Annotated in this window: 21 protein-coding genes and 1 pseudogene; 9 read left to right on the top strand and 13 right to left on the bottom strand. The window is 64.6% G+C overall.

Going from position 1 to position 22,070, the window contains the following annotated elements; all coding sequences use genetic code 11:
• Positions 1–85 precede the first annotated feature (85 nt).
• The 4 genes from gcl (at position 86) to lysM (ending at position 4,637) form a co-directional block, all read left to right on the top strand.
• Positions 86–1,861 (top strand): glyoxylate carboligase, encoded by a 1,776-nt coding sequence (gene gcl / locus BLV45_RS12335; RefSeq protein WP_090533294.1) that lies wholly within the window; start codon positions 86–88, stop codon positions 1,859–1,861.
• A gap of 45 nt (positions 1,862–1,906) precedes the next feature.
• Positions 1,907–2,716, top strand: a complete 810-nt coding sequence (gene hyi, locus BLV45_RS12340) for a hydroxypyruvate isomerase (protein WP_090533296.1) — start codon at positions 1,907–1,909, stop codon at positions 2,714–2,716.
• Positions 2,713–3,696, top strand: a complete 984-nt coding sequence (locus BLV45_RS12345) for a 2-hydroxy-3-oxopropionate reductase (protein WP_245753250.1) — start codon at positions 2,713–2,715, stop codon at positions 3,694–3,696. The genes hyi and BLV45_RS12345 overlap by 4 nt, the downstream gene beginning before the upstream one ends.
• Before the next feature lie 443 nt (positions 3,697–4,139).
• Positions 4,140–4,637: a peptidoglycan-binding protein LysM gene (gene lysM / locus BLV45_RS12350; protein WP_090533300.1), complete on the top strand. Its 498-nt coding sequence runs from the start codon at positions 4,140–4,142 to the stop codon at positions 4,635–4,637.
• A gap of 118 nt (positions 4,638–4,755) precedes the next feature.
• On the opposite strand, the gene BLV45_RS12355 is transcribed toward lysM, so the two are convergent.
• The 10 genes from BLV45_RS12355 to BLV45_RS12400 all read right to left on the bottom strand — a co-directional run bounded on the left by BLV45_RS12355 (position 4,756) and on the right by BLV45_RS12400 (position 15,380).
• Positions 4,756–6,177, bottom strand: coding sequence for a UbiA family prenyltransferase (locus BLV45_RS12355; protein WP_090533302.1), 1,422 nt, complete (start codon positions 6,175–6,177; stop codon positions 4,756–4,758).
• 199 nt (positions 6,178–6,376) lie between these two features.
• Complete coding sequence (locus BLV45_RS12360; RefSeq protein ID WP_176954147.1) at positions 6,377–6,802, bottom strand: GtrA family protein; 426 nt, start codon at positions 6,800–6,802, stop codon at positions 6,377–6,379.
• A 97-nt stretch (positions 6,803–6,899) separates the two neighbouring features.
• Positions 6,900–7,640, bottom strand: a complete 741-nt coding sequence (locus BLV45_RS12365) for an SDR family oxidoreductase (protein WP_090533304.1) — start codon at positions 7,638–7,640, stop codon at positions 6,900–6,902.
• Positions 7,637–8,959, bottom strand: coding sequence for an FAD-binding oxidoreductase (locus BLV45_RS12370; protein WP_090533306.1), 1,323 nt, complete (start codon positions 8,957–8,959; stop codon positions 7,637–7,639). Before BLV45_RS12370 ends, BLV45_RS12365 begins: the two co-directional genes overlap by 4 nt.
• 103 nt (positions 8,960–9,062) lie before the next feature.
• Complete coding sequence (locus tag BLV45_RS12375; protein WP_090533866.1) at positions 9,063–10,094, bottom strand: asparaginase; 1,032 nt, start codon at positions 10,092–10,094, stop codon at positions 9,063–9,065.
• 136 nt (positions 10,095–10,230) lie between these two features.
• A complete protein-coding gene (locus tag BLV45_RS12380; protein WP_090533308.1) occupies positions 10,231–11,157 on the bottom strand; it encodes a CysB family HTH-type transcriptional regulator in 927 nt (308 codons plus the stop codon).
• A 72-nt stretch (positions 11,158–11,229) separates the two neighbouring features.
• The gene (locus tag BLV45_RS12385; protein WP_090533310.1) at positions 11,230–12,288 is read right to left on the bottom strand and encodes a sulfate/molybdate ABC transporter ATP-binding protein; all 1,059 of its coding nucleotides are present in this window, start codon (positions 12,286–12,288) and stop codon (positions 11,230–11,232) included.
• 12 nt (positions 12,289–12,300) lie between these two features.
• Positions 12,301–13,269 carry a sulfate ABC transporter permease subunit CysW gene (cysW, locus tag BLV45_RS12390; protein WP_090533312.1) on the bottom strand — a complete coding sequence of 323 codons (969 nt, stop codon included), beginning with the start codon at positions 13,267–13,269 and terminating at the stop codon, positions 12,301–12,303.
• Entirely contained in the window at positions 13,266–14,177 is a 912-nt protein-coding gene (cysT, locus tag BLV45_RS12395; RefSeq protein ID WP_090533315.1) for a sulfate ABC transporter permease subunit CysT, read from the bottom strand. The genes cysW and cysT overlap by 4 nt, the downstream gene beginning before the upstream one ends.
• A 165-nt stretch (positions 14,178–14,342) precedes the next feature.
• Positions 14,343–15,380 (bottom strand): sulfate ABC transporter substrate-binding protein, encoded by a 1,038-nt coding sequence (locus BLV45_RS12400; protein ID WP_090533317.1) that lies wholly within the window; start codon positions 15,378–15,380, stop codon positions 14,343–14,345.
• A gap of 291 nt (positions 15,381–15,671) precedes the next feature.
• Between BLV45_RS12400 and lexA the strand changes: the two genes are divergently transcribed.
• The 3 genes from lexA to BLV45_RS12415 all read left to right on the top strand — a co-directional run bounded on the left by lexA (position 15,672) and on the right by BLV45_RS12415 (position 17,476).
• Complete coding sequence (gene lexA, locus BLV45_RS12405; protein ID WP_090533319.1) at positions 15,672–16,322, top strand: transcriptional repressor LexA; 651 nt, start codon at positions 15,672–15,674, stop codon at positions 16,320–16,322.
• Positions 16,323–16,341: 19 nt separating this feature from the next.
• Complete coding sequence (locus tag BLV45_RS12410; RefSeq protein ID WP_090533321.1) at positions 16,342–16,683, top strand: hypothetical protein; 342 nt, start codon at positions 16,342–16,344, stop codon at positions 16,681–16,683.
• 127 nt (positions 16,684–16,810) lie between these two features.
• Positions 16,811–17,476, top strand: coding sequence for a DUF2939 domain-containing protein (locus tag BLV45_RS12415; protein ID WP_090533323.1), 666 nt, complete (start codon positions 16,811–16,813; stop codon positions 17,474–17,476).
• 42 nt (positions 17,477–17,518) lie between these two features.
• Here BLV45_RS12415 and BLV45_RS12420 read toward each other — a convergent pair whose 3' ends face one another.
• Positions 17,519–17,983 (bottom strand): universal stress protein, encoded by a 465-nt coding sequence (locus BLV45_RS12420; RefSeq protein WP_090533325.1) that lies wholly within the window; start codon positions 17,981–17,983, stop codon positions 17,519–17,521.
• Positions 17,984–18,232: 249 nt separating this feature from the next.
• On the opposite strand from BLV45_RS12420, the pseudogene nodI reads away from it, so the two are divergent.
• Positions 18,233–19,150, top strand: a pseudogene (gene nodI, locus BLV45_RS12425) (nodulation factor ABC transporter ATP-binding protein NodI); the annotation flags it as partial.
• Positions 19,151–19,228: 78 nt separating this feature from the next.
• Positions 19,229–20,059, top strand: coding sequence for an ABC transporter permease (locus BLV45_RS12430; RefSeq protein WP_090533329.1), 831 nt, complete (start codon positions 19,229–19,231; stop codon positions 20,057–20,059).
• Between the two features lie 41 nt (positions 20,060–20,100).
• Here the strand turns inward: BLV45_RS12430 and BLV45_RS12435 are convergent, their stop codons facing one another.
• Together BLV45_RS12435 and BLV45_RS12440 are read right to left on the bottom strand one after the other, a co-directional pair.
• On the bottom strand, positions 20,101–20,523 hold the full coding sequence (locus BLV45_RS12435; protein ID WP_090533331.1) for a hypothetical protein: 423 nt from the start codon (positions 20,521–20,523) through the stop codon (positions 20,101–20,103).
• 369 nt (positions 20,524–20,892) lie between these two features.
• Entirely contained in the window at positions 20,893–21,945 is a 1,053-nt protein-coding gene (locus BLV45_RS12440; protein WP_090533332.1) for an NADP(H)-dependent aldo-keto reductase, read from the bottom strand.
• Between the last annotated feature and the right edge of the window lie 125 nt (positions 21,946–22,070).

A 22,070-nucleotide genomic window follows, 5' to 3' on the forward strand; every position in this document is an offset into this window, starting at 1 on the left:
GTGAGGCCTAAAGTGGACCTCAACAGCCTGCAACGGCACGCCCGACGCAGTTCAGACAGCATTCAAAGACATTCAGGAGACATTCATGGCCAAGATGAGAGCCGTCGACGCAGCCGTACTCGTACTCGAACGGGAAGGTATCGATACCGCGTTCGGCGTGCCGGGCGCCGCGATCAACCCGTTCTACTCGGCGATGCGCAAGGCCGGCAACATCAGCCACGTGCTGGCACGGCACGTCGAAGGCGCGTCGCACATGGCCGAAGGCTATACGCGGGCGTCACCGGGCAACATCGGCGTGTGTATCGGCACGTCGGGCCCCGCCGGCACCGACATGATCACCGGTCTCTATTCCGCGCAGGCCGACTCGATTCCGATTCTCGCGATCACCGGTCAGGCGCCGCGCGCGCGTCTCTACAAGGAAGACTTCCAGGCCGTCGACATCGAATCGATCGCGAAGCCGGTCACGAAATGGGCGGTCACCGTGCGCGAGCCGGCGCTCGTGCCGCGCGTGTTCCAGCAGGCGTTCCACCTGATGCGCTCGGGCCGTCCGGGTCCGGTGCTGGTCGACCTGCCGATCGACGTGCAGCTCGCCGAAATCGAATTCGACATCGACACGTACGAACCGCTGCCGGTCTACAAGCCCGCCGCCACGCGCAAGCAGATCGAAGCCGCGCTGACGTTGTTGAACGATTCGGACAAGCCGTTGATCGTCTCCGGTGGCGGCGTGCTGAACGCAGCCGCGGAAGACCTGCTCGTGGCGTTCGCGGAAACGGTGGGCGTGCCGGTGATTCCGACGCTGATGTCATGGGGCGCGATTCCCGACGATCACCCGCTGATGGCCGGCATGGTCGGCCTGCAGACGTCGCATCGCTACGGCAACGCCACGATGCTCGCCTCCGACTTCGTGCTCGGCATCGGCAACCGCTGGGCAAACCGTCATACGGGCAGCGTCGAGGTCTACACGAAGGGCCGCAAGTTCGTCCACGTCGACATCGAACCGACGCAGATCGGCCGCGTGTTCGGCCCGGATCTCGGCATCGTGTCGGACGCGAAAAAGGCGCTCGAACTCTTCGTCGAAGTGGCGAAGGAATGGAAGGCCGCCGGCAAACTGAAGGACCGCAGCGCATGGGTCGCGGATTGCCAGGAACGCAAGCGCACGATGCATCGCAAGACGCACTTCGACAACGTGCCGATCAAGCCGCAACGCGTGTACGAAGAGATGAACCAGGTGTTCGGCCGCGACACGTGCTACGTGAGCACGATCGGTCTGTCGCAGATCGCCGGCGCGCAGTTCCTGCACGTGTACAAGGCCCGCAACTGGATCAACTGCGGCCAGGCAGGCCCGCTGGGCTGGACCATTCCGGCCGCGCTCGGCGTGCGCGCAGCCGACCCCCAACGTCCGATCGTCGCGCTCTCGGGCGACTACGACTTCCAGTTCATGATCGAAGAGCTGGCCGTCGGTGCGCAGTTCAACCTGCCGTACGTCCACGTGGTCGTGAACAACTCGTACCTCGGGCTCATCCGTCAGGCGCAGCGCGCGTTCGACATGGACTTCTGCGTGCAGCTCGCGTTCGACAACATCAACGCGCCGGAAGTACACGGCTATGGCGTCGATCACGTCGCGGTGGCCGAGGGTCTCGGCTGCAAGGCGATCCGCGTGTTCAAGCCGGAAGAACTGAAGCCGGCGCTGCAACGCGCGCAGTCGATGCTCTCCGAGTTCAACGTGCCGGTGATCGTCGAAGTGATTCTGGAGCGTGTGACGAACATTTCGATGGGCACCGAGATCGACGCGGTCAACGAGTTCGAGGAACTCGCCGCACGGCACGAAGACGCGCCGACCGCGATCAGCACACTCGACTGAGCTTCTTTTTTTCAACTGACCGACCAGCCGGAAACCACTGACATCATGCCGAAATTCGCAGCCAACCTGACCATGCTGTTCAACGAAGTCCCGTTCCTCGACCGCTTCGCGGCGGCGGCAGACGCGGGCTTCAGCGCCGTCGAATTCCTGTTCCCCTATCCGTTCAAGGCGGCCGAACTGGCCGAACGTCTCCAGCAGAACCGCCTGAAGCTGGTGCTGCACAACCTGCCCGCGGGCAACTGGGAGGCGGGAGAGCGCGGCATCGCGTGTCTGCCGGAGAGGGTCGGCGAGTTCCAGGAAGGCGTCGGGCGCGCGATCGAATACGCGAAGGCGCTGAACGTGCCGCAGCTGAACTGCCTCGTCGGCATTCCGACGGCCGGCATCGACGCGGACAAGGCGCGCTCGACGATCGTCGACAACCTGCGTTTTGCCGCGCAGGCGCTGAAGAAAGAAGACATCCGGCTGCTGGTCGAGCCGTGCAACTCGTACGATATTCCCGGCTTCGCGCTGAACCGCTCGTCGGAAGGTCTCGACGTGATTCGCACCGTCGGTTCGGACAACCTGTTCCTGCAATACGACATCTATCACATGCAGCGCATGGAAGGCGAACTCGCGGCGACGATCAAAAAGAACCTGCCGCAGATCGCGCACATCCAGCTCGCCGACAACCCCGGCCGCAACGAGCCGGGCACCGGCGAAATCAACTACCCGTTCCTGTTCGAACTGCTCGATTCGCTCGGCTACGCAGGCTATGTCGGCTGTGAATACAAGCCGCGCACGACGACGACCGCCGGGCTCGACTGGGTCCAGCGCGTCGCCGGCCAGTCACGCGGTGCGGCACACGTCGCCGCATAAGCAACGACCACGCCCAGCAAGCGACATCGCACGGTTTCGAACGATCAACCCGGCATCACGGAGACACATCAATGGCAAAAATCGGTTTCATCGGTCTCGGCATCATGGGCGCGCACATGGCGCGCAACCTCATCAAGGGCGGTCACACGCTGATCGTCAACGGCGCGTATCCGGTGCCGGACGACCTGCGCACGCAGACCACGGTCGCTGAAAATTCGACTGCCGTCGCGAAAGCCGCCGACATCGTCATCTCGATGGTGCCGGACACGCCTGACGTCGCCAACGTGCTGTTCGCCGACGACGGCGTCGCGAACGGTCTCACGAAAGGCAAGCTCGTCATCGACATGAGCTCGATTTCGCCGCTCGAAACCCAGGCGTTCGCGAAGAAGATCAACGCACTCGGCTGCGACTACCTCGACGCGCCGGTATCGGGCGGCGAAGTCGGCGCACGTGAAGCGACGCTGACGATCATGGTGGGCGGCCCGCAAAAATCGTTCGACATCGCAAAGCCGCTCTTCGACCTGATGGGCAAGAACATCTCGCTCATCGGCGACAACGGCGCGGGCCAGACGTGCAAGGTCGCGAACCAGATCATCGTCGCGCTGAACATCGAGGCTGTCGCCGAAGCGCTACTGTTTGCCGCGCGTTCGGGCGCCGATCCGGAGCGCGTGCGCCGAGCCTTGATGGGCGGCTTCGCGTCGTCGCGCATTCTCGAAGTACATGGCGAACGCATGACAAAGCGTACGTTCGATCCGGGCTTCCGTATCGAACTGCATCAAAAGGACCTGAACCTCGCACTCGATGGCGCGCGCAAGCTCGGTATCGCGCTGCCCCATACCGCGAGCGCGCAGCAGCTGTTCAGCGTGTGCGCGGCAAACGGCGGCAAGGCGTGGGATCACTCGGCGATGGTGCGCGCGCTGGAAATCATGGCGAATTTCGAAGTTGCGCAGGCGCCCGGCAAGGAAGCAAAAGCAGCCTGATTCACGCGGCCCGCCAGCGTGTTCGCGTATGCATCAGACATCGCAGCGCTAGCGGGTCGAGATATATCGTATGCAGTACAACATGGCCGCCGCCACACGCGCGGCGGCCAGATCAGTGGGGCGCTTTGTCCGCTGCGCGGCACGCGTGACGGGTAAGGCAAATCGGGCCGCTCTGGGCTGAGAGCGGCTTAGTGGGGTCCGCAGCGGCGCCCGGCGATGCCGGGGAAGCCTTGGTCGGTCAGACGTCGTCGTCGGGTGTCCGGCTGTCGGATTTCATGTTTCTCCACGCACGCGCCCGGCTCTCATGGCCGGGCCGTCTGCTCCAACCTTTTTTGACATCTCCCCGGCATTCTTTCCTACAATTGATCGGTTCTGTCTGGTTGTTCGCGATCAGATTCCCAGGGGCTGCATACGCCCTCTTCATCACGTCAGGAGAACGATCGATGGGTATTCTCAGTTTCATCAAGGACGCAGGCGAAAAACTGTTCGGCACGGCAGCGGCACCGGCTCAAGCCGCGCAGGCGGATCCAGCGGCACCCGTGGATGTCGACGCACTGAACAAGATTGCCGGCGACGCCATCGCGAACTACATCAACGTTCAGGGCCTGAACGCCACCAACCTGCAGGTCGCGTACGACGGCGCGAGCCATACCGTCACCGTCTCGGGCGAAGCGCCTGACCAGGCGACGAAAGAAAAAATCCTCGTCGCGGCCGGCAATGTACACAACGTCGAAAAAGTGGACGACCAGCTCACGGTCACCAATCCGGCGCCGGAAGCCCAGTTCCACACGGTCGTCTCCGGCGACAATTTGTGGAAGATCGCGGAAAAATACTACGGTAGCGGCGCGAAAAACGACGTGATCTTTCAGGCGAACACACCGATGCTGAAGAGCCCGGACAAGATCTACCCGGGCCAGGTGCTGGTGATCCCGGCTCAGTGAGATTGCTTCATCGCGTCTGACTGAACACGGCGCATAACGGAAACGCGGCGGTCCAGGTCAAACCTGCACCGCCGCGTTTCATCAATACGTCATACAACGTGCGTATGCGCAGGCGAAGCTAGATCGCGAGCACCATGCATACGCCGCACAGTCCGATCACCGCGCAGCTCACGCGGTCCTTGAACGCGAACACAATCGGATCGTCGTGCATCTGTCCGCGAAACGCGAACATCCAGATGCGGCTGACCCAGTACAGCGTCAGCGCGAACACCGCCCACATCATCTGCGGATGACGGTACAGCAGCTTGAGTTCCGGCGAGTTCAGATAGAGCGCCAGCACGAGCACCGCCAGATACGCCGACGACGTGCCGAACGAACGCAGGATCGACATGTCCTGCGTGATGTAGCCCCGCCCCGCCGCTTCCATCTTGCCAAGACGCAGGATGCTTTCGAGTTCCACGTAGCGCTTGACCATTGCAAGGCTCAGGAAGATCGGCACGCAGAACAGGATCAACCAGTACGACAGCGCGATATCGTTCGCCGCGCCGCCCGCGATCACGCGCACGGTATAAAGGCACGCGAGCGTGAACACGTCGATGAGCGCCATGCGCTTCAGGCTGAACGAATATGCGACGGTCACGGCAAGGTAGCCGGCCAGCACGACGCAGAACTGCCACGGCAGCAGTGCCGCGAGACTCGCACCCGCGACCAGCAGCACGATCGTCATCACGATCCCGAACGACAGCGGCAGATTCCCCGATGCGAACGGCCGGCTGCGCTTGCGCGCATGCCGGCGGTCGGCGTCGAGATCGAGCATGTCGTTGAGCAGATAAACCGACGACGCGCACAGGCTGAACGACGCAAAGGCCACGCACGCGGCGATGATCGCGTTCACGTCGGTGAAGCGGTGGGCCGTCAGCAGCGGCACGAAGATCAGCACGTTCTTGACCCATTGATGCACGCGCATTTCCTTCAGCACGAGCGGGATGATCCGGCGCTTGCGCTCGAAGAAGATGATCGCCTGATTGACCTTGCGGGCCGCGGCGGCCATGTGCTTGTCGCCGACGACAATCGCCTGCCGCGCCCTGCGCCACACGGGCACGTCCGCGAGCGCGTCGCCGCAGTAGTCGAAACCGTGGTCGCCGAACTGTTCGACGAGCGCATCGGCCTTGTTGCGACCCATCAGGTTGTGATCCGCGGTGCTCGCGAGCACGCCCTGGAAGAGCCCAAAATGATCGGCGACCTGGCTGGCGAAGCGCTGGTTCGACGCGGTACACAGATAAAGCGTGCGGCCGGCGGAATGCTCGTCGCGCAGATAGTCGACGAGCTGCGTGTTATATGGCAGCACGCCGACGTCGATCGTCACGCGTTTTGCGATCTGTTCCTTCAGATATGCCTTGCCGTGCAGCGCCCAGCCGATGCACAGAAAGAGCGCAAGCGGATTCTGCTTCAGCAGCACGAGGAAGCTTTCGAGCAGGAAGTCGGTTCGCGTGAGCGTGCCGTCCAGATCCACACACAGCGGGATCGTCGCGCTTGTCATGTCACACCTCGCCGCCGCAGCGTCGTTTCGCAATGAGCCAGATGTCGCCGCGATGCCGGCGCCGCACCCGAACATGGCGGGCAATGCGCACCGGAAAGCGGCTGTCGGTGTAACGCGCGCTCCACTCGCGGTATCGCACGTTACTGTCTGAATCCTAAAGGCGCGGCGCGCGGCGCTCTGTGCGCCAGCGCACTCCGGATCACGCGAAAACGAAACGCTTGTCGAGGTGATATTTGGCGAGATAGCCGAGCACGAGGCCGATGGCGCCGCCGGTGAGCCGCGCGGGCTCGGTGTGGAAAATCGCGTCGGCGCCGAACTCCACCGCCCAGAAAACCAGCGTCGTGCCGAGCCCCATCGCGACGTACATCACGAACGTCTGGATGCCGTGCGCGACGCTGCGATGCGGATAACGGAAGATCCACGCCTTGTCGAGCAGGTATTTGACGACGAGGCCCACGCCCGTGCCGATGCAGACGGACAGCGGCACCGCGAACCGGCCGTGATAGAACCAGAACGCCAGCTTCTGGCTGCCGAGATTCGCCGCGATCGAAATCGCCGCGAAAATCGCATACCAGACGACAAGGCGCGAGCGGCCCAGCGGCGCGTCCAGCGTCGGGGTGTTCATGCTGGCCTCCGCGCGCCCCGAAACCCGGCGTCCGCCTGTCTCGCCGGGTTATTCAACGTACACGGGAACGCCCACGACGCCGCATGGAAGGCCGCACTCACAGCGAAACCCGCTTGAACACGAACTCCGGCAGCGAGCGGATGACCAGCATGATCGCGCTCCAGAACCACGGGGTGTAGAGCGCGTCCCGGCCGCGCTCGATCGCGCGCACGATATCGGTCGCCACGCGGTCCGGCGAGGCGACGAGCGGCCCGGGCAACGACAGTCCGGCTGTCATCGGCGTGTCGACGAAACCCGGCTTGATCGTCAGCACGCGCACGCCGGATTTGAAAAGCCGCGCCCGCAACCCTTCGCAGAAGGTGCCCACGGCGGCCTTCGCGGCCCCGTACACGTAATTCGACGGCCGTCCGCGGTCCCCCGCCACCGACGAAATCACGGCGATCGTGCCGCTTTTCTGGCTTTCGAATACGCCCGCGAGCAACGTGAGCAGCGCGATCGTCGACATCGCGTTGGTCGACAGTTCGCGCATGGCTGCCTCGACGTCGCGCTCGCACTGCGCCTGGTCGGACAGCGTGCCGTGCGCGATCAGCATGATGTCGATCCGTCCGAGCGCCGCCTGGCAGGCCTTCAGCATCGCGGCGTGCTGCGCATGGTCGTTCATGTCGAGCCTGTGCGTCGCCACCGAGGGCGCGCCGCGCACGCGCAGATCCTGCGCGACGGCTTCGAGCCGGACTTCATGCCGGCCGGTCAGGAAGAGGTTCGCGCCCTCCTTCGCCCAGCGCCGCGCGCATGCCACGGCAATGGCGGACGAGCCGCCCACGATCAGGATGTTTTTCATGGCTGTGTGGTCCGTTTCCAGAAGCGGGACATCAGGGCGGGATCGCGATTGCGTTCGAGTTCCTGCCACGCGGGATACGCGGCGCGAAAGTCCGCCCCGCTCATGTGGGCGTCCTTCGCCGGATACTGGCGGCCACCCGCTTCGTTGACGATTGCGTCGAGCCGCAAAAAGAGCGTTTCGTTGCGGCGGGCGTGCTGCGGGAAATCAAGCGCCAGCGAGACGCCCGGCATCGGAAACGAAATCAGCCCCGGCGAAACCAGCGTGCCGCAGCGTTTCAGCACCGCGAGACACGAGCCGAGTCCGCTTTTTGCAATCGTCGCAAGAATTTCCTTCAGCGCATCGCGCGAAGCCGCCTCGGGAATCACGCATTGATGCTGCTGGAAGCCGCGTCGCCCGTAAATGCGATTCCAGTTGCGCACGCCGTCGAGCGGATAGAAAAAGCTCGCGAAATCGACGCTCGCGTGTTCGACGCGCTGCGACTGCCGCCGGTAATAGAACGCGTTGAAGATTTTCAGCGTGTGGCGGTTCACCGGCGACCACGGCAACACGAACGGCACGTTGCGCCGGCGGGTGCCCTTGATGGAGAAATCGCCGTCCGCCGCGTGATCGCCGGACATGTAGATGCCGCGCCCGAGCGCATCGCCGCTCGCGAGGCAGTCGACCCACGCCACGCCGTATTCGTGACACGGATCGAGTTCGTCCGAAAGCGCGAGGAATTCGTCGAGATGGGCAAAGCGGATGCTCGTCATCGAAATGCGGCCGGAGCGCACTGGCATCAGCTGGATTTCGACCCATTCGATGACGCCGGTCAGGCCGAGCCCGCCGATCGTCGCGCGAAACAGTCCGTCGTTTTCGCCCGGCGCGCATTCGGCCGGTTCGCGATCCGAGCGCAGCAGCGAAAACCGCCTGACGTGGCGTCCGAACGTGCCGCGTACGTGATGGTTCTTGCCGTGGACGTCGTTGGCGACCGCGCCGGCGAGCGTCACGAACTGCGTGCCGGGCGTGACCGGCAGCATCCAGCCGCGCGGAATCGACAGCTCCAGCACCTCGCCGAGCGTCACGCCGGCTTCCGCGCGCAGGACGCCCCGTTCCCAGTCGGCGCTGATAAAGCGGCCGAGGCCGCGCATATGCAGGACGTGATCGGTCGCCGCCAGACAGCTGTCGCCATAGCTGCGGCCGTTGCCGAACGGCAAGGTCGTGCCGAAGCGCGCGCGCGTGTCGTCCAGTTCGGCCTGGACGGCATCTCGCCACGACAACGGATGACTGGATTGAGGCGCGTAGGGGTAATGCCCCCACGACTGGAGCTTCGACGCGCTCATTGGCTGCCACGATGGACGGGGTATGAGCGCATCCTGGCACGAAAAGGCCGCCCGCCGCGTGGGTTACCTCACAGACAGCGAGACCTCGTGGCGCACACGCCGCTCAATAGGTATCGAAGGCGCGCTGCAGCACGACCGGGCCGGTTGCGCCGGTGGCGAGCGCCAGCATCAGCAGCACGCGCGACTTGTACGGATTCAACCCGTTCGCGGCGACAAACCCGAGCGTGTCGTCGGGCGCGGCGCCGTTGCGCATCACGTGGCCGGCGCCGACCCGCGACGCGCGCACGACGGCCACGCCCTGCGACACGGCGTCCGCGAGCGCCTGCTGGATCGACGCATGGATCGAGCCGTTCCCGGTGCCCGCGACCACGATGCCGCGCACGCCCGCCGCGACAAACGCGTCGACGGCCATGCGCGACGCGCCCGCGTAGCTCGTGACGATCTCGACGTCGGGCCATTGCGCGCCGATCACGAATTCGGTGGCGATCGTATGCGCGCGCACCACGCTGCGCTGAAACTCGACGCGTCCGTCCTGCACCCAGCCCAGCGCGCCCACTTCGGGCGACTGGAACGCGTCGACGGCGAACGTGCTGGTTTTCACGACGTCGCGCGCGCTGTGAATCCGGTTATTGACCGCGACGAGCACGCCCTGCCCGTGCGCCGCGGCACTGGCGGCCACGACGACCGCGTTCAGCAGGTTCAGCGGCCCGTCGGCGGAGAGCGCCGTGGAGGGTCGCATGGCGGCGCTCAGCACGACCGGCTTCGTGCTCTTCACGGTGAGATGCAGCAGATACGCGGTCTCTTCGAGCGTATCCGTGCCGTGCGTGATGACGACGCCGTCGACGTCGTCCGCCGCGAGCAGCGCGTTCACGCGTTGCGCGAGCGTGGTCCACAGCGCGAGCGCCATGTCCTTGCTGTCGATGCTGGCGACCTGTTCGGCCCGCACCTGTGCCACGCCCGCGAGCGCCGGCACCGCCGCGAGCAGCCGGTCGACGCCGACCACGCCTGCCTGATAACCGGCGGTGTTCGTGGCGTCGGCGGCGGAACCGGCGATCGTGCCGCCCGTCGCAAGCACGGCGATACGCGGCAAGCCGCTTGACGGCGCCACGCCGGAGGAAGAAGTGGAAGTATTCATGGCGGCGATTGTAAGCGATGCGCGGCGCGGTTCCACGCGGCGTATGCCCGACCGCGCGGACGCATTATTCTCGCATCGCCATCGCCATCGCCATCGCCATCGCCATCGCCATCGCCATCGCCACCCCGAACGACGCTCAGGCCGCCTCGCGCAACTGCGCTGCGATTTCCGTTTCGTTCAGCTGCGGCGCGAACATTTCGATCAACCGGTACGCGTATGCCCGCAGGAACGCGCCCTTGCGCAGGCCGACGCGCGTCGTGCTCGCCTCGAACAGGTGCTGCGTGTCGAGCGCGACGAGTTCCGTGTCGCGCTTCGCGTCATAGGCCATCGCCGCGACGATGCCGATGCCCATGCCGAGTTCGACGTAGGTCTTGATCACGTCGGCGTCGATCGCGGTCAGCACGACGTCGGGCAACGCGCCCGCCTTTGTGAACGCCTGGTCGATGTGCGAGCGGCCCGTGAAATCCTGATCGTAGGTGACGATCGGGAATTCGGCGATTTCGTCGAGCGTCAGATTCGGCCGGCCGACGAGCGGATGGCCCTTCGGCACCACCACCACGTGGTGCCACGAGTAGCACGGGAACGTGAGGATGTCTGGATAGCGGTCGAGCGCCTCGGTCGAAATCCCGATGTCCGCCTCGCCGTTGATGATCATCTGCGCGATCTGCTGCGGGCTGCCCTGACGCAGCGCGAGATGCACCTTCGGGAATACTTCCGTGAACTGGCGGATCACCTTCGGCAGCGCGTAGCGCGCCTGCGTGTGCGTGGTGGCGACGACCAGATGGCCGCTGTCCTGCTCGGCGAACTGGCGCGCGACGCGGCGCAGGTTCTCCGCGTCGAGCAGCATCCGCTCGATCAGCTGATGCACCGCCTTGCCCGGCTCGGTCAGCCCCGTCAGCCGCTTGCCGCGACGGATGAAGATATCGACGCCGAGTTCGTCCTCGAGGTCCTTGATCTGTTTCGACACGCCCGACTGCGACGTGTACAGCACGTTCGCGACTTCCGTCAGGTTCATGTTCTGGCGCACCGCTTCGCGCACAAAACGCAGTTGCTGGAAATTCATGTTCTCGTCCCGGGTTGAACCGCAGTCAGGTTGGGTTGATTCGTGTGCAGGCGTGCGTGCCCGGCTCCCCGATCACGGCGCGGGAAACACGCGCAGCGCACGCGGCACGGCCGTCACGCCGTCGCCGACATTGAGCCGCAACTCACGCCACGTCTCGCGGTCGAGCTCGGCTTCGAGCACGCGGCCTTCGTGTCCCTCGAGCTCGACGCGCACCGAACCGCCGAGCGTCACGACGCGCCGCACGCCGACCGTGATGCCGTCGCGATGGCTGTCCGCTCCCGAATACAACGCGAGGTCGTGCGGGCGCACATACGCGAACGCCGGGCCTTCGAAGCCTGCCGCCACGGAAACCGGCAACGCCGCGCCGTCGACCACGAAGCCGCCGCCATCCACCTTGCCGTGCAGACGGTTCGCCGCGCCGAGGAATTCGTAGACGAACGGTGTCTGCGGATGGTCGTACACGTCCTGCGGGCTGCCGACCTGCTCCACGTGCCCGCGATTCAGCACGACGATGCGGTCGGCCACTTCGAGCGCCTCTTCCTGGTCGTGCGTGACGAAGATCGTCGAGATATGCAGGTCGTCGTGCAGACGCCGCAGCCAGCTGCGCAGCTCCTTGCGCACCTTCGCGTCGAGCGCGCCGAACGGCTCGTCGAGCAGCAGCACTTTCGGCTCGACAGCAAGCGCGCGAGCGAGCGCGATCCGCTGACGCTGGCCGCCCGACAGCTCCGACGGAAAGCGTTGCGCGAGCCAGTCGAGCTGCACGAGCTTCAGCAGTTCATGCACTTTCTCACGGATCACCGCTTCCGGCGGACGCTCCTTGCGCGGCTTGACCCTGAGACCGAACGCGACGTTTTCGAACACCGTCATGTGACGGAACAGCGCGTAATGCTGGAACACGAAGCCGACCTGACGCTCGCGCGCACCGACCGCGGCGACGTCCTGACCTTGCAGCACGACCTGACCGGCGTCGGCGTATTCGAGCCCGGCGATCACCCGCAGCAGCGTGGTCTTGCCACACCCCGAAGGCCCGAGCAGCGCGACGAGTTCGCCCGGCGGAAAATCGAGCGACACGTTGTCGAGCGCGGTGAAATCGCCAAAACGCTTCTGCAGGTTACGAACGGTGATGCCCATGTGCTGCTCTCCTTACTGAACCGGACGGCCGGCCGCCTGCGACGGCGCCGGCGACAGGGTGACGGGGCCGGCGTACGCGGGTACGGCCCGCGCATCGACCCGTTCCGCCGACAAATGACGTTCCGCAAGCAGCTTCAGGGCCAGCGTGACGAGCGCCAGCAGCGCGAGCACGGAGGCCACGGCGAACGCCGCGGAAAAGTTGTATTCGTTGTAGAGAATCTCGACGTGCAGCGGCATCGTGTCGGTCTGTCCGCGAATATGGCCCGACACCACCGATACCGCACCGAACTCGCCCATCGCGCGCGCGTTACAGAGAATCACGCCGTACAGCAGACCCCAGCGGACGTTCGGCAGCGTGACGCGGCGAAACATCTGCCAGCCCGATGCGCCGAGCACGTGCGCGGCTTCTTCTTCGTCGTTGCCCTGCGCCTGCATCAGTGGAATCAGCTCGCGCGCGACGAACGGAAACGTGACGAAGATCGTCGCGAGCACGATGCCCGGCACGGCGAAGATGATCTGCACGTTGTGATCCTGGAGCCACGGTCCGAACCAGCCCTGCGCGCCGAACATCAGCACGTAGATCAGGCCCGAGATCACCGGCGACACGGAGAACGGCAGGTCGATCAGCGTCGTGAGGAGCGCCTTGCCGCGGAATTCGAACTTCGCGATGCACCACGAAGCGGCGAGCCCGAACACGAGATTCAGCGGCACGGCGATCGCCGCGGTGATCACGGTGAGCTGGATGGCCGACAGCGCATCCGGATCGGCCAGCGCCTCGAAGTAGAAGGCGATGCCCTTGCTGAACGCCTGATAGAACACCGCCGCGAGTGGCACGACCAGGAAGAGCGCGAGAAACAGCAGCGCAACGCCGACCAGCAGCCAGCGCACGGCGCGCCTTTCCGTCACCGGATCGGGGCGGCGGCGCACGGCTTCGGCTCCCGGCGGGTTGCCCGGGACTGTCGTCACGGAATCGCGGCTCATTGCGCACCTCCGGCAACGACGGCGCCCGCGCTGTTCGCGTGCGACCCCGGCGGCACCGCCGGCCCGGACGCACCGCGGCTCGTGCGCCGTTGCAGATACCACTGCAGCGTGTTGATCAGCAGCAGCATCAGGAACGACACGACCAGCATGACGACGGCCAGCGCCGTCGCGCCCGCATAGTCATACTGTTCGAGCTTGGTGATGATGAGGAGCGACGTGATTTCGGACTTCATCGGCACGTTGCCCGCGATGAAAATCACCGAGCCGTACTCGCCGAGCGCACGGGCGAAGGCCAGCGCGAAACCTGTCAGCAGCGCGGGGAAAACGGAGGGCAGCACGACCCGGCGAAACGTCAGCCAGCGCGACGCGCCGAGGCAGGCGGCGGCTTCTTCCTGTTCGCGCTCGAATTCCTCGAGCACCGGCTGCACGGTGCGCACGACGAACGGCAAGCCGATGAACGTCAGCGCGACCAGCACGCCCGCCGGCGTGAACGCGATCTTGATGCCGAGCGGCACGAGAAACTGTCCGAGCCAGCCGTTGCCCGCATACACGGCGGCCAGCGAAATGCCGGCCACGGAAGTCGGCAGCGCGAACGGCAGATCGACGACGGCATCGACGATGCGCCTGAACGGAAACGTGTAGCGCACCAGCACCCACGCCACCAGAAAGCCGAACACCGCGTTGATCAGCGCGCCGCCGAGCGCGGCGAAGAACGTCAGCCGGTACGAGGCGAGCACGCGCGGCGACGTCACGGCGCGCACGAACTGCGACCAGTCGAGCGTCGCGGTTTTCAGGAAGGTCGCCGCAAGCGGAATCAGCACCACGAGGCTCAGATACGCCACGGTGATGCCGAGTGTCAGGCCAAAGCCGGGTAACGCACTCGGCTTGCGGAAGGTCAACGTCGTCATGCTGGATGCTCGTTCTGGGTTAAAACCGCGTTCCGTTCACGCTCGATACACGCGAAAGCGGGTTTAGCCGGGTTGAAACTTCGGGGTCCATCCAGCCAGAAAGGCGCACCCGACGGGCGCGCCTTTCTGGTCTTTACTCCAGGCCTCACCCATCGCCGCGTGGCTTCATTGCGGCTGATAGATCGAATCGAAGACGCCGCCGTCCGCGAAGTGGGTCTTCTGCGCGTTGGCCCAGCCGCCGAAGCTGTCGTCGACGGTGTAGAGCTTCAGCTTCGGAAACTTCGCCGTCAGTGCAGCGGGCACCTTGTTCGAACGCGGCCGGTAGAAGTTCTTCGCGGCGATCTCCTGGCCTTCCTCGCTATAGAGGAAGTTCAGATACGCCTCGGCCAGCTTGCGCGTGCCATGCTTGTCGACCACCTTGTCGACCACCGCGACCGGCGGTTCGGCCAGGATGCTCACCGAAGGCACGACGATCTCGAACTTGTCCGCGCCGAATTCCTTGATCGACAGGAACGCTTCGTTTTCCCACGCGATCAGCACGTCGCCGATATCGCGCTGCACGAAGCTCGTCGTCGCGCCGCGTGCGCCGGAGTCAAGCACGCCTGCGTTCTTATAAAGCTTGCCGACGAACTCCTTCGCCTTCTGGGCGTTGCCACCCGGCTGATGTTCGGCATAGGCCCACGCGGCCAGATAGTTCCAGCGCGCGCCGCCCGATGTCTTCGGGTTCGGCGTCACGATCGACACGCCCGGCTTCACGAGATCGTCCCAGTCCTTGATGTGCTTCGGGTTGCCCTTGCGCACGAGAAACACGATCGTCGAGGTGTACGGCGAAGCGTTGTCCGGCAGACGCTTCTGCCAGTCCCTGTCGATGAGGCCCTTGGTGGCGAGCGCGTCGATGTCGTAAGCGAGCGCCAGCGTCACCACGTCGGCCTGCAGCCCGTCCAGCACCGAGCGCGCCTGGGCGCCCGAGCCGCCATGCGACTGCTTGAACGTGATCTGCTCGCCGGTCTTCGCTTTCCATTCCTTGCCGAATGCCTGATTGATGTCCTGATACAGCTCGCGCGTCGGATCGTATGAAACGTTCAGCAACGTCGTATCCGCGGCGTGCGCCTGAGCGACGAAGCCCGCCGCTGCCGCGACGCCCAGCGCGAGCGCCGCGACGATTTTTCGTGTCCTGCCTGCCAGCCCCGTATTGCGGTTCATTCCAGATTCTCCGGTTTGTTCTTTCGTTATTGCGGCGTGTGTACGTTGCTTTGCATCGATTGAGGCCAGTCTATCGAACGGCCTTCATCATTAAAAATAATTGTTCTTCATTTTTTAATACTAAAAAGTGGTAACGCCCGCCCGGCGCGGTGTTACGGCACGAATACGGATGCGATAACGCCGAAAACCGCTGTTCCGGCAGCGCCGATCTGGACGAACTTAAAGTAAAGCTTGAAATGTGCGGATTACTGTATAAAAATACAGTCACCTGTTCATCCATACAGTAGCCCCATGACCAAACTCACCGCACGACAGCAGCAGGTTTTCGATCTGATCCGCCGGGCGATCGAACGCACCGGCTTTCCGCCCACCCGCGCGGAGATCGCAGCCGAACTCGGCTTCAGTTCGGCGAACTCGGCGGAAGAACATCTGCGCGCGCTGGCGCGCAAGGGCGTGATCGAGCTTGCAGCGGGCGCCTCGCGCGGCATCCGCCTGCTATCGGGTTCAGATGACAGCCCTTACCAGTTCACGCTGCCGCACTCGAGCATCATGCAGCTGTCGCTGCCGCTGATCGGCCGGGTGGCGGCGGGTAGCCCGATCCTCGCGCAGGAACATATCTCGCAGCATTACGCCTGCGACCCGGCGCTCTTTTCGAGCAAGCCCGATTACCTGCTGAAGGTGCGCGGGCTGTCGATGCGCGACGCGGGCATCTTCGACGGCGACCTGCTCGCCGTCCAGAAGAAGAGCGAAGCGAAAGACGGGCAGATCATCGTGGCCCGGATTGGCGACGACGTGACGGTAAAGCGCCTGAAGCGCCGGCCGGACGGCATTGAGCTGATCGCCGAGAACCCCGATTACGACAACATTTTTGTTCAGGCCGGCAGCGGGGAATTCGCGCTCGAAGGCATTGCAGTCGGGCTGATCCGCCCGACTGAATTCTGAACTTCGCCTGGAGAGTTTCATGGAACGCCTTGCCCGCCTGCTCCCTTTCCGTCCGTTCGGACGTCTGCGTCATCTGCGCAACCTGGTGCCGTGCGGGGCGCTCGACGCCCTCCGTGCGCCGTCGCTGTTCGAGCGCGACACAACGGCGGAAGCGCCCACGCTGCCATCCGCGATGCCGGCGTTCGCGCGTGTCTCGCTGAACTCGGGGCTGAACGCGGAGCCGGGGCGCCGCGCGCCGGTGCGCGTGTATCACGGGCCGTCGCGACTCATCATGGTGGGAACGGTCGACGCGGTATGCAGGATGATCGATCGCTGCATCGCTGAAGAAAGCGCGGCGCTGCAAGGCGCGCTGTTCGAATAACCGGAGGCAACCGAAGGCATGCGAGAATGGTTTCCTGCAGTTGTGCCACTATGTGGCGCGCTGCAAGGGATCGTTTCCGCTTCGTTGCGGTCAACGTTAAGTGACGTTTAACGGAGAGTCGCAACTTATGAGCGTTCCGGTTCCCGCACGAAATCGACGGCGCATTTCCGCGTTCGTGATGACGATCGTGGTTGTCGCTGTCATCGCCGCGCTTGGGTATGGTTATGCGTCGCCTTATGTCGCACTCGACCGCCTCAAGCGTGCCGCCGATGCCCGCGATGCCGAAACGGTCAATGAATACGTCGACTTTCCGGCGCTGCGCGACAGCCTGAAGCAGCAGGTCACTGGCCTGCTCGCCCGAAGGCTCGACGTGCAACACAACGGCAATCCGCTTGCCGCGATTGGCGCAATGATCGGCGTTGCGTTGATTGGTCCGCTGGTGGATGCGTACGCGACACCAGATGGCGTCGCCGCATTGCTGAATGGCATGCCGCCGCGCGGCGAACCCGGCGAACGGCCGCCGGAGCCGGCCGGCCCGACGGTGAATGGCGCAACGAGTGGCCAGACGGACGCGCCGCCTGCTGCGACAGCAACGGCGCCGGCCCCTTCCGCCGCCTCAACCCTCGCCCAGCAGGCGCCGCCCCAGCCGCCACAAACGACAGCGGGTTATCACGGGATCAACGAGTTCGTCGTCACGTATCAGCACGGCGTCGGCGATGCGCACTATTCGGCGATCCTGCGTCGCGATGGACTCTTTTCGTGGAAGCTGTCCGCCGTCGACCTCAACGACTGAAGAGCGTCTGTACCCGTCTCTACCCGGATATCGCGTGCGACCTCAGGCAGCAGCCTGTTGCTGCTCTGCCACTGACGAACACGCAACCAGGATGCTGCACGAGACGCGGTCCAGCAGCGGCGTGTTGCCCGCGCCCATCCACCATCGCGAAAGACCGGTGCGGCATCGGTGGCCGACCACGACCAGGTCGACCTGCAACTGGTTCGCCAGATTGGCGATTTCGTCGATCGGATTGCCGAACGCGAAATGCCCGTGCGCCTGAACGCCGCGCTCGGTGAGCCAGTTCACACCTTCCTGGAGAATGTCGCGGGCGGTGTCCTCGAAACGGCCGCAGGCTACGTCAGTGAGCAGGCCCGCGCTCTGCGCGATGCTCGAGCGCATGTCGACGACCGACAGCAGGTGCGTTTCGGCCTTCAGGTCCAGTGCAAGGTCAGCGCCGCAACGCAGCGCCTTGCGCCCCTCGCGCGAGCCGTCGTAGCACAGCAGGATTTTCTGGTAGCTCGCCATGGTTATCTCCCATCCGCGTCGATCGCGGCTTCGTTTCAATCATGGTGCGCCGCAATTCAGGTTGCAAGAGATGGAAAACGCCAGGTGCGTCCCCACCGTATTTGATGTCGTGCCGCAGTGCAAAAGACGCCCCGTCCCGGTGCCATGACGCCCGACGCGTCGCCAGCGATGCCCTTAGAATAGCCTGCCCTCACCTCGCAGGCGTCGCAAACCTCGCAGGACGCTTTCAACGAACGGAGCAGGTCTCGCCCCATGTCAGCAGTTGCAATCGAATTCGAAGACGTGAAGAAGCACTATGGAAACAAGACCGTCGTCGACGGCCTCTCGTTCCACGTGCGCGCCGGTGAGTGTTTCGGCTTGCTCGGCCCGAACGGCGCCGGCAAGACGACGACCCTGCGCATGCTGCTCGGCATCGCCGCCCCCGATGTGGGCACGATCCGTCTTTGCGGCGAGCCGATCCCGTCGCGGGCGCGTTACGCGCGCATGCGCGTGGGCGTCGTGCCGCAGTTCGACAACCTCGATCCCGATTTCACCGTCCGCGAGAATCTGCTGGTGTTTGGCCGCTACTTCGGCCTGAGCGCGACGCGAACGCGCGATCTCGTGCCGTCGCTGCTCGAATTCGCGCGGCTCGAAAGCAAGGCCGACGCGCGCGTCGGCGAACTCTCGGGCGGCATGAAGCGACGTCTCACGCTGGCCCGCGCGCTCGTCAACGATCCCGACGTGCTGATCATGGACGAGCCCACCACCGGTCTCGACCCGCAGGCGCGGCATCTGATCTGGGAGCGGCTGCGCTCGCTGCTCACGCGCGGCAAGACGATCCTGCTCACGACGCACTTCATGGAAGAAGCCGAGCGGCTGTGTCACCGCGTGTGCGTCATCGAGGAAGGCCGCAAGATCGCGGAAGGCGCGCCGCGCGAGCTGATCGCATCGGAGATCGGATGCGACGTGATCGAGATTTACGGCCCGGACCCCGCGACGCTGCGCGACGAACTCGCGCCGCTCGCCGTGCGCACGGAAATCAGCGGCGAGACGCTGTTCTGCTACGTCGACGATCCGCAACCTGTGCATGTCAAGCTCAGGCAGCGGACCGACCTGCGCTACCTGCATCGGCCGGCCAATCTCGAAGACGTCTTTTTGCGGCTCACCGGCCGCGAGATGCAGGACTGACGCACGGAACTCACGCAGGCGCACCGGCTAACCTGCTAACCCGTTTGTGACACAGGCAAAGAGACTCACTCGACAGATATGGACGCACGCAGTTACGAATCCTCCCCCGCGAAACCTTCCCGGCTGCACGAAGGTTTCGCCGCGCTGCCCGCGAACGCGGTGAACTGGATCGCCGTCTGGCGCCGCAACTATCTGGTGTGGCGCAAGCTCGCCGTGGCGTCGATATTCGGCAACCTCGCCGATCCGATGATCTATCTGTTTGGCCTCGGCCTCGGACTCGGGCTGATGGTGGGACACGTCGACGGCGTGTCGTACATCGCGTTTCTCGCGGCGGGCACGGTCGCGTCGAGCGTGATGATGTCGGCGAGTTTCGAGTCGATGTATTCGGGCTTTTCGCGCATGCACGTGCAGCGCACGTGGGAAGCGATCATGCACACGCCGCTGACGCTCGGCGACATCGTGCTGGGTGAAGTGATCTGGGCGGCCAGCAAATCCGTGCTGTCGGGGGCGGCGATCATGCTGGTGGCGGGCGTGCTCGGCTATGCGAGTTTTCCGTCGATGCTGATCGCGCTGCCCGTCATCGTGCTGACAGGCCTCGCGTTCGCGAGTCTCGCGATGATCGTGACGGCGGTCGCGCCGTCGTACGATTTTTTCATGTTCTATCAGACGCTCGCGCTCACGCCGATGATGCTGCTCTCGGGCGTGTTCTTTCCGGTGGCGCAGCTGCCCGCGATCGCGCGGCAGGTGACGCTGCTGCTGCCGCTTGCGCACGCGGTGGACCTGATCCGGCCGGCGATGCTCGGCCGGCCGCTGGACAACGCCGCGTTGCACGTCGGCGTGCTGGCGGCGTATGTGATCGTGCCGTTCATCCTGGCTTCCGTGCTGTTCCGGCGGCGCATGATGCGCTGAACCCGGGCACGATCACGTCGAAAGCACGGCGAAACCGGCGCTCAGTCTTCGTCGTCGGTCCACGGAATGTCGACGTCGGAAATAAACGCGACGGTGGCGAACGGGCCGCCGTCCTGGCGTCCGATCTTGCCGTCCGCGCGCTGCCATTCGACGCGAAACACCGTGCCCGGATCGTCGGCCACGAGGCGAACCGTGCGCACTTCGTCCTGATCGGCTTCTTCGACCGGGCCATCGAGCGAGATGAGCAGCGGTTGCGGCCACATGCCGTCGGCCGGATCGTAAATGCGGTCGCCATCGGGAATCAGCGTGAACGCTTCCACGCCGATCGTCGCCGACGCTTCGACGATCATCTTGCCGAGCGCGCGCAAGAGCGCGGTCGCGCGCGCCGAGTTGGCCTGGCGGATTGCGAGGTCCCCGCGCGTGAGCGCCTGTTCAAGTTTCGGATTCGTTTTCTGTTGCGCCATTCTGTTTCCTGAATTCAATCGTTCTTTTCGCACGGACAGCCGCTTCGCGGCCTGGCAGCGGGTGCATGCAATCGCGGGCTGAATCGTACCATCCCGACGCGCCAGCGGGCAGACACGGCTGGTTTGCGGCGTCCGTGCCCTATCCGGTCGCGCCGGCCAGTTGTCCAGCCCAGTTCCCCAGTTTAGGTCGCGTTTGCCGATTGAACACGGCAATTCGTCACCGATCGCGCAGGGGCGCACCCATTGGATCGTGAACCTTGGGGCGCGGCGGCTGAAAGCAGAACAGCCCCGGCTGAAAAACCGGGGCTGTCCACTGCGCATTGCTTTGAAAACGCGAAAAGCGCGAAAAACCGTCGAAAGCCGGTGAAATTACGGCGCCGGATTCGGTTGCTGCTCGTGAAGCGCCTCGATTTCGGCCAGCACGTCCGCTGACAGCGTCACTTCCGCGCTCGCGATGTTTTCCTTCAGCTGCTCGAGCGACGTCGCGCCGACCAGATTGCTCGTGAGGAACGGGCGGCTGTTCACGAACGCGAGCGCGAGCTGGGCCGGCGACAGCCCATGACGCTTCGCGAGTTCGACATAGCGCGTCGTCGCTTCGACCGATTGCGGCTTGCTGTAGCGCTGGAAGCGCTCGAAGAGCGTGATGCGCGCGCCCGCCGGACGCGCCCCGCCCTCGTACTTGCCCGACAGCCAGCCGAACGCGAGCGGCGAATAGGCGAGCAGGCCGACGTTCTCGCGGTGGCTGAACTCCGACAGCCCGAGTTCGAACGTGCGGTTCAGCAGGCTGTACGGATTCTGGATGCTGACGATGCGCGGCAAGCCGAGCTTTTCCGCGGCGCGCAGAAACTGCGCGACGCCCCACGGCGTCTCGTTCGACACGCCGATGTGGCGCACCTTGCCTTCCTTCACGAAGTCCGCGAGCACCGACAGCGTTTCCTCGATCGGCACCGTGTACGCGTCGTCGATCCAGGGGTACGCCGTGCGGCCGAACGTCATCGTGCTGCGGTCGGGCCAGTGCAGTTGATACAGGTCGACGTAATCCGTCTGCAGGCGCTTGAGGCTGTCGTTCAGCGCTTCGGTCAGGTTCTTGCGGTCGAACTGGTTGCCTTCGCCGCGAATGTGCCGCGGGTTGTGCGGCTGGCGGGCCGGGCCGGCGATCTTGGTGGCGAGCACGATCTTCTCGCGCGCGCTCTGGTGCTGCGCGGTCCACGTGCCGATATAACGCTCGGTCGAGCCCTGCGTCTCGGGACGCGGCGGCACCGGATACATTTCAGCGGCATCGATCAGGTTGACGCCGTGATCGAGCGCGTAGTCGATCTGCGCATGCGCTTCGCTTTCGGTGTTCTGCTCGCCCCACGTCATCGTGCCGAGGCCGATGACGCTGACCTTTACGTCCGTTGCGCCGAGTCTGCGGTATTCCATCGAACTGTTCCTTGTGCTGTATGTGAGCGGAAAACGTCGAAGTTACCACGCCGGCGCGCGGCGCGCTGGGCCGCTAGAATGACGCTCTCGCGCAGCGCACGCGCAGGCGTTATCGCTGCAATTCG

It is taken from the genome of Paraburkholderia sartisoli (assembly GCF_900107685.1).
Lineage (GTDB): Bacteria > Pseudomonadota > Gammaproteobacteria > Burkholderiales > Burkholderiaceae > Paraburkholderia > Paraburkholderia sartisoli.

Coding starts and splice junctions, on each gene's coding strand:
- gcl (WP_090533294.1), top strand. CDS start 86: ATGGCCAAGATGAGAGCCGTCGACGCAGCCGTACTCGTACTCGAACGG.
- hyi (WP_090533296.1), top strand. CDS start 1,907: ATGCCGAAATTCGCAGCCAACCTGACCATGCTGTTCAACGAAGTCCCG.
- lysM (WP_090533300.1), top strand. CDS start 4,140: ATGGGTATTCTCAGTTTCATCAAGGACGCAGGCGAAAAACTGTTCGGC.
- BLV45_RS12355 (WP_090533302.1), bottom strand. CDS start 6,177: ATGACAAGCGCGACGATCCCGCTGTGTGTGGATCTGGACGGCACGCTC.
- BLV45_RS12360 (WP_176954147.1), bottom strand. CDS start 6,802: ATGAACACCCCGACGCTGGACGCGCCGCTGGGCCGCTCGCGCCTTGTC.
- BLV45_RS12365 (WP_090533304.1), bottom strand. CDS start 7,640: ATGAAAAACATCCTGATCGTGGGCGGCTCGTCCGCCATTGCCGTGGCA.
- BLV45_RS12370 (WP_090533306.1), bottom strand. CDS start 8,959: ATGAGCGCGTCGAAGCTCCAGTCGTGGGGGCATTACCCCTACGCGCCT.
- BLV45_RS12375 (WP_090533866.1), bottom strand. CDS start 10,094: ATGAATACTTCCACTTCTTCCTCCGGCGTGGCGCCGTCAAGCGGCTTG.
- BLV45_RS12380 (WP_090533308.1), bottom strand. CDS start 11,157: ATGAATTTCCAGCAACTGCGTTTTGTGCGCGAAGCGGTGCGCCAGAAC.
- BLV45_RS12385 (WP_090533310.1), bottom strand. CDS start 12,288: ATGGGCATCACCGTTCGTAACCTGCAGAAGCGTTTTGGCGATTTCACC.
- cysW (WP_090533312.1), bottom strand. CDS start 13,269: ATGAGCCGCGATTCCGTGACGACAGTCCCGGGCAACCCGCCGGGAGCC.
- cysT (WP_090533315.1), bottom strand. CDS start 14,177: ATGACGACGTTGACCTTCCGCAAGCCGAGTGCGTTACCCGGCTTTGGC.
- BLV45_RS12400 (WP_090533317.1), bottom strand. CDS start 15,380: ATGAACCGCAATACGGGGCTGGCAGGCAGGACACGAAAAATCGTCGCG.
- lexA (WP_090533319.1), top strand. CDS start 15,672: ATGACCAAACTCACCGCACGACAGCAGCAGGTTTTCGATCTGATCCGC.
- BLV45_RS12410 (WP_090533321.1), top strand. CDS start 16,342: ATGGAACGCCTTGCCCGCCTGCTCCCTTTCCGTCCGTTCGGACGTCTG.
- BLV45_RS12415 (WP_090533323.1), top strand. CDS start 16,811: ATGAGCGTTCCGGTTCCCGCACGAAATCGACGGCGCATTTCCGCGTTC.
- BLV45_RS12420 (WP_090533325.1), bottom strand. CDS start 17,983: ATGGCGAGCTACCAGAAAATCCTGCTGTGCTACGACGGCTCGCGCGAG.
- BLV45_RS12430 (WP_090533329.1), top strand. CDS start 19,229: ATGGACGCACGCAGTTACGAATCCTCCCCCGCGAAACCTTCCCGGCTG.
- BLV45_RS12435 (WP_090533331.1), bottom strand. CDS start 20,523: ATGGCGCAACAGAAAACGAATCCGAAACTTGAACAGGCGCTCACGCGC.
- BLV45_RS12440 (WP_090533332.1), bottom strand. CDS start 21,945: ATGGAATACCGCAGACTCGGCGCAACGGACGTAAAGGTCAGCGTCATC.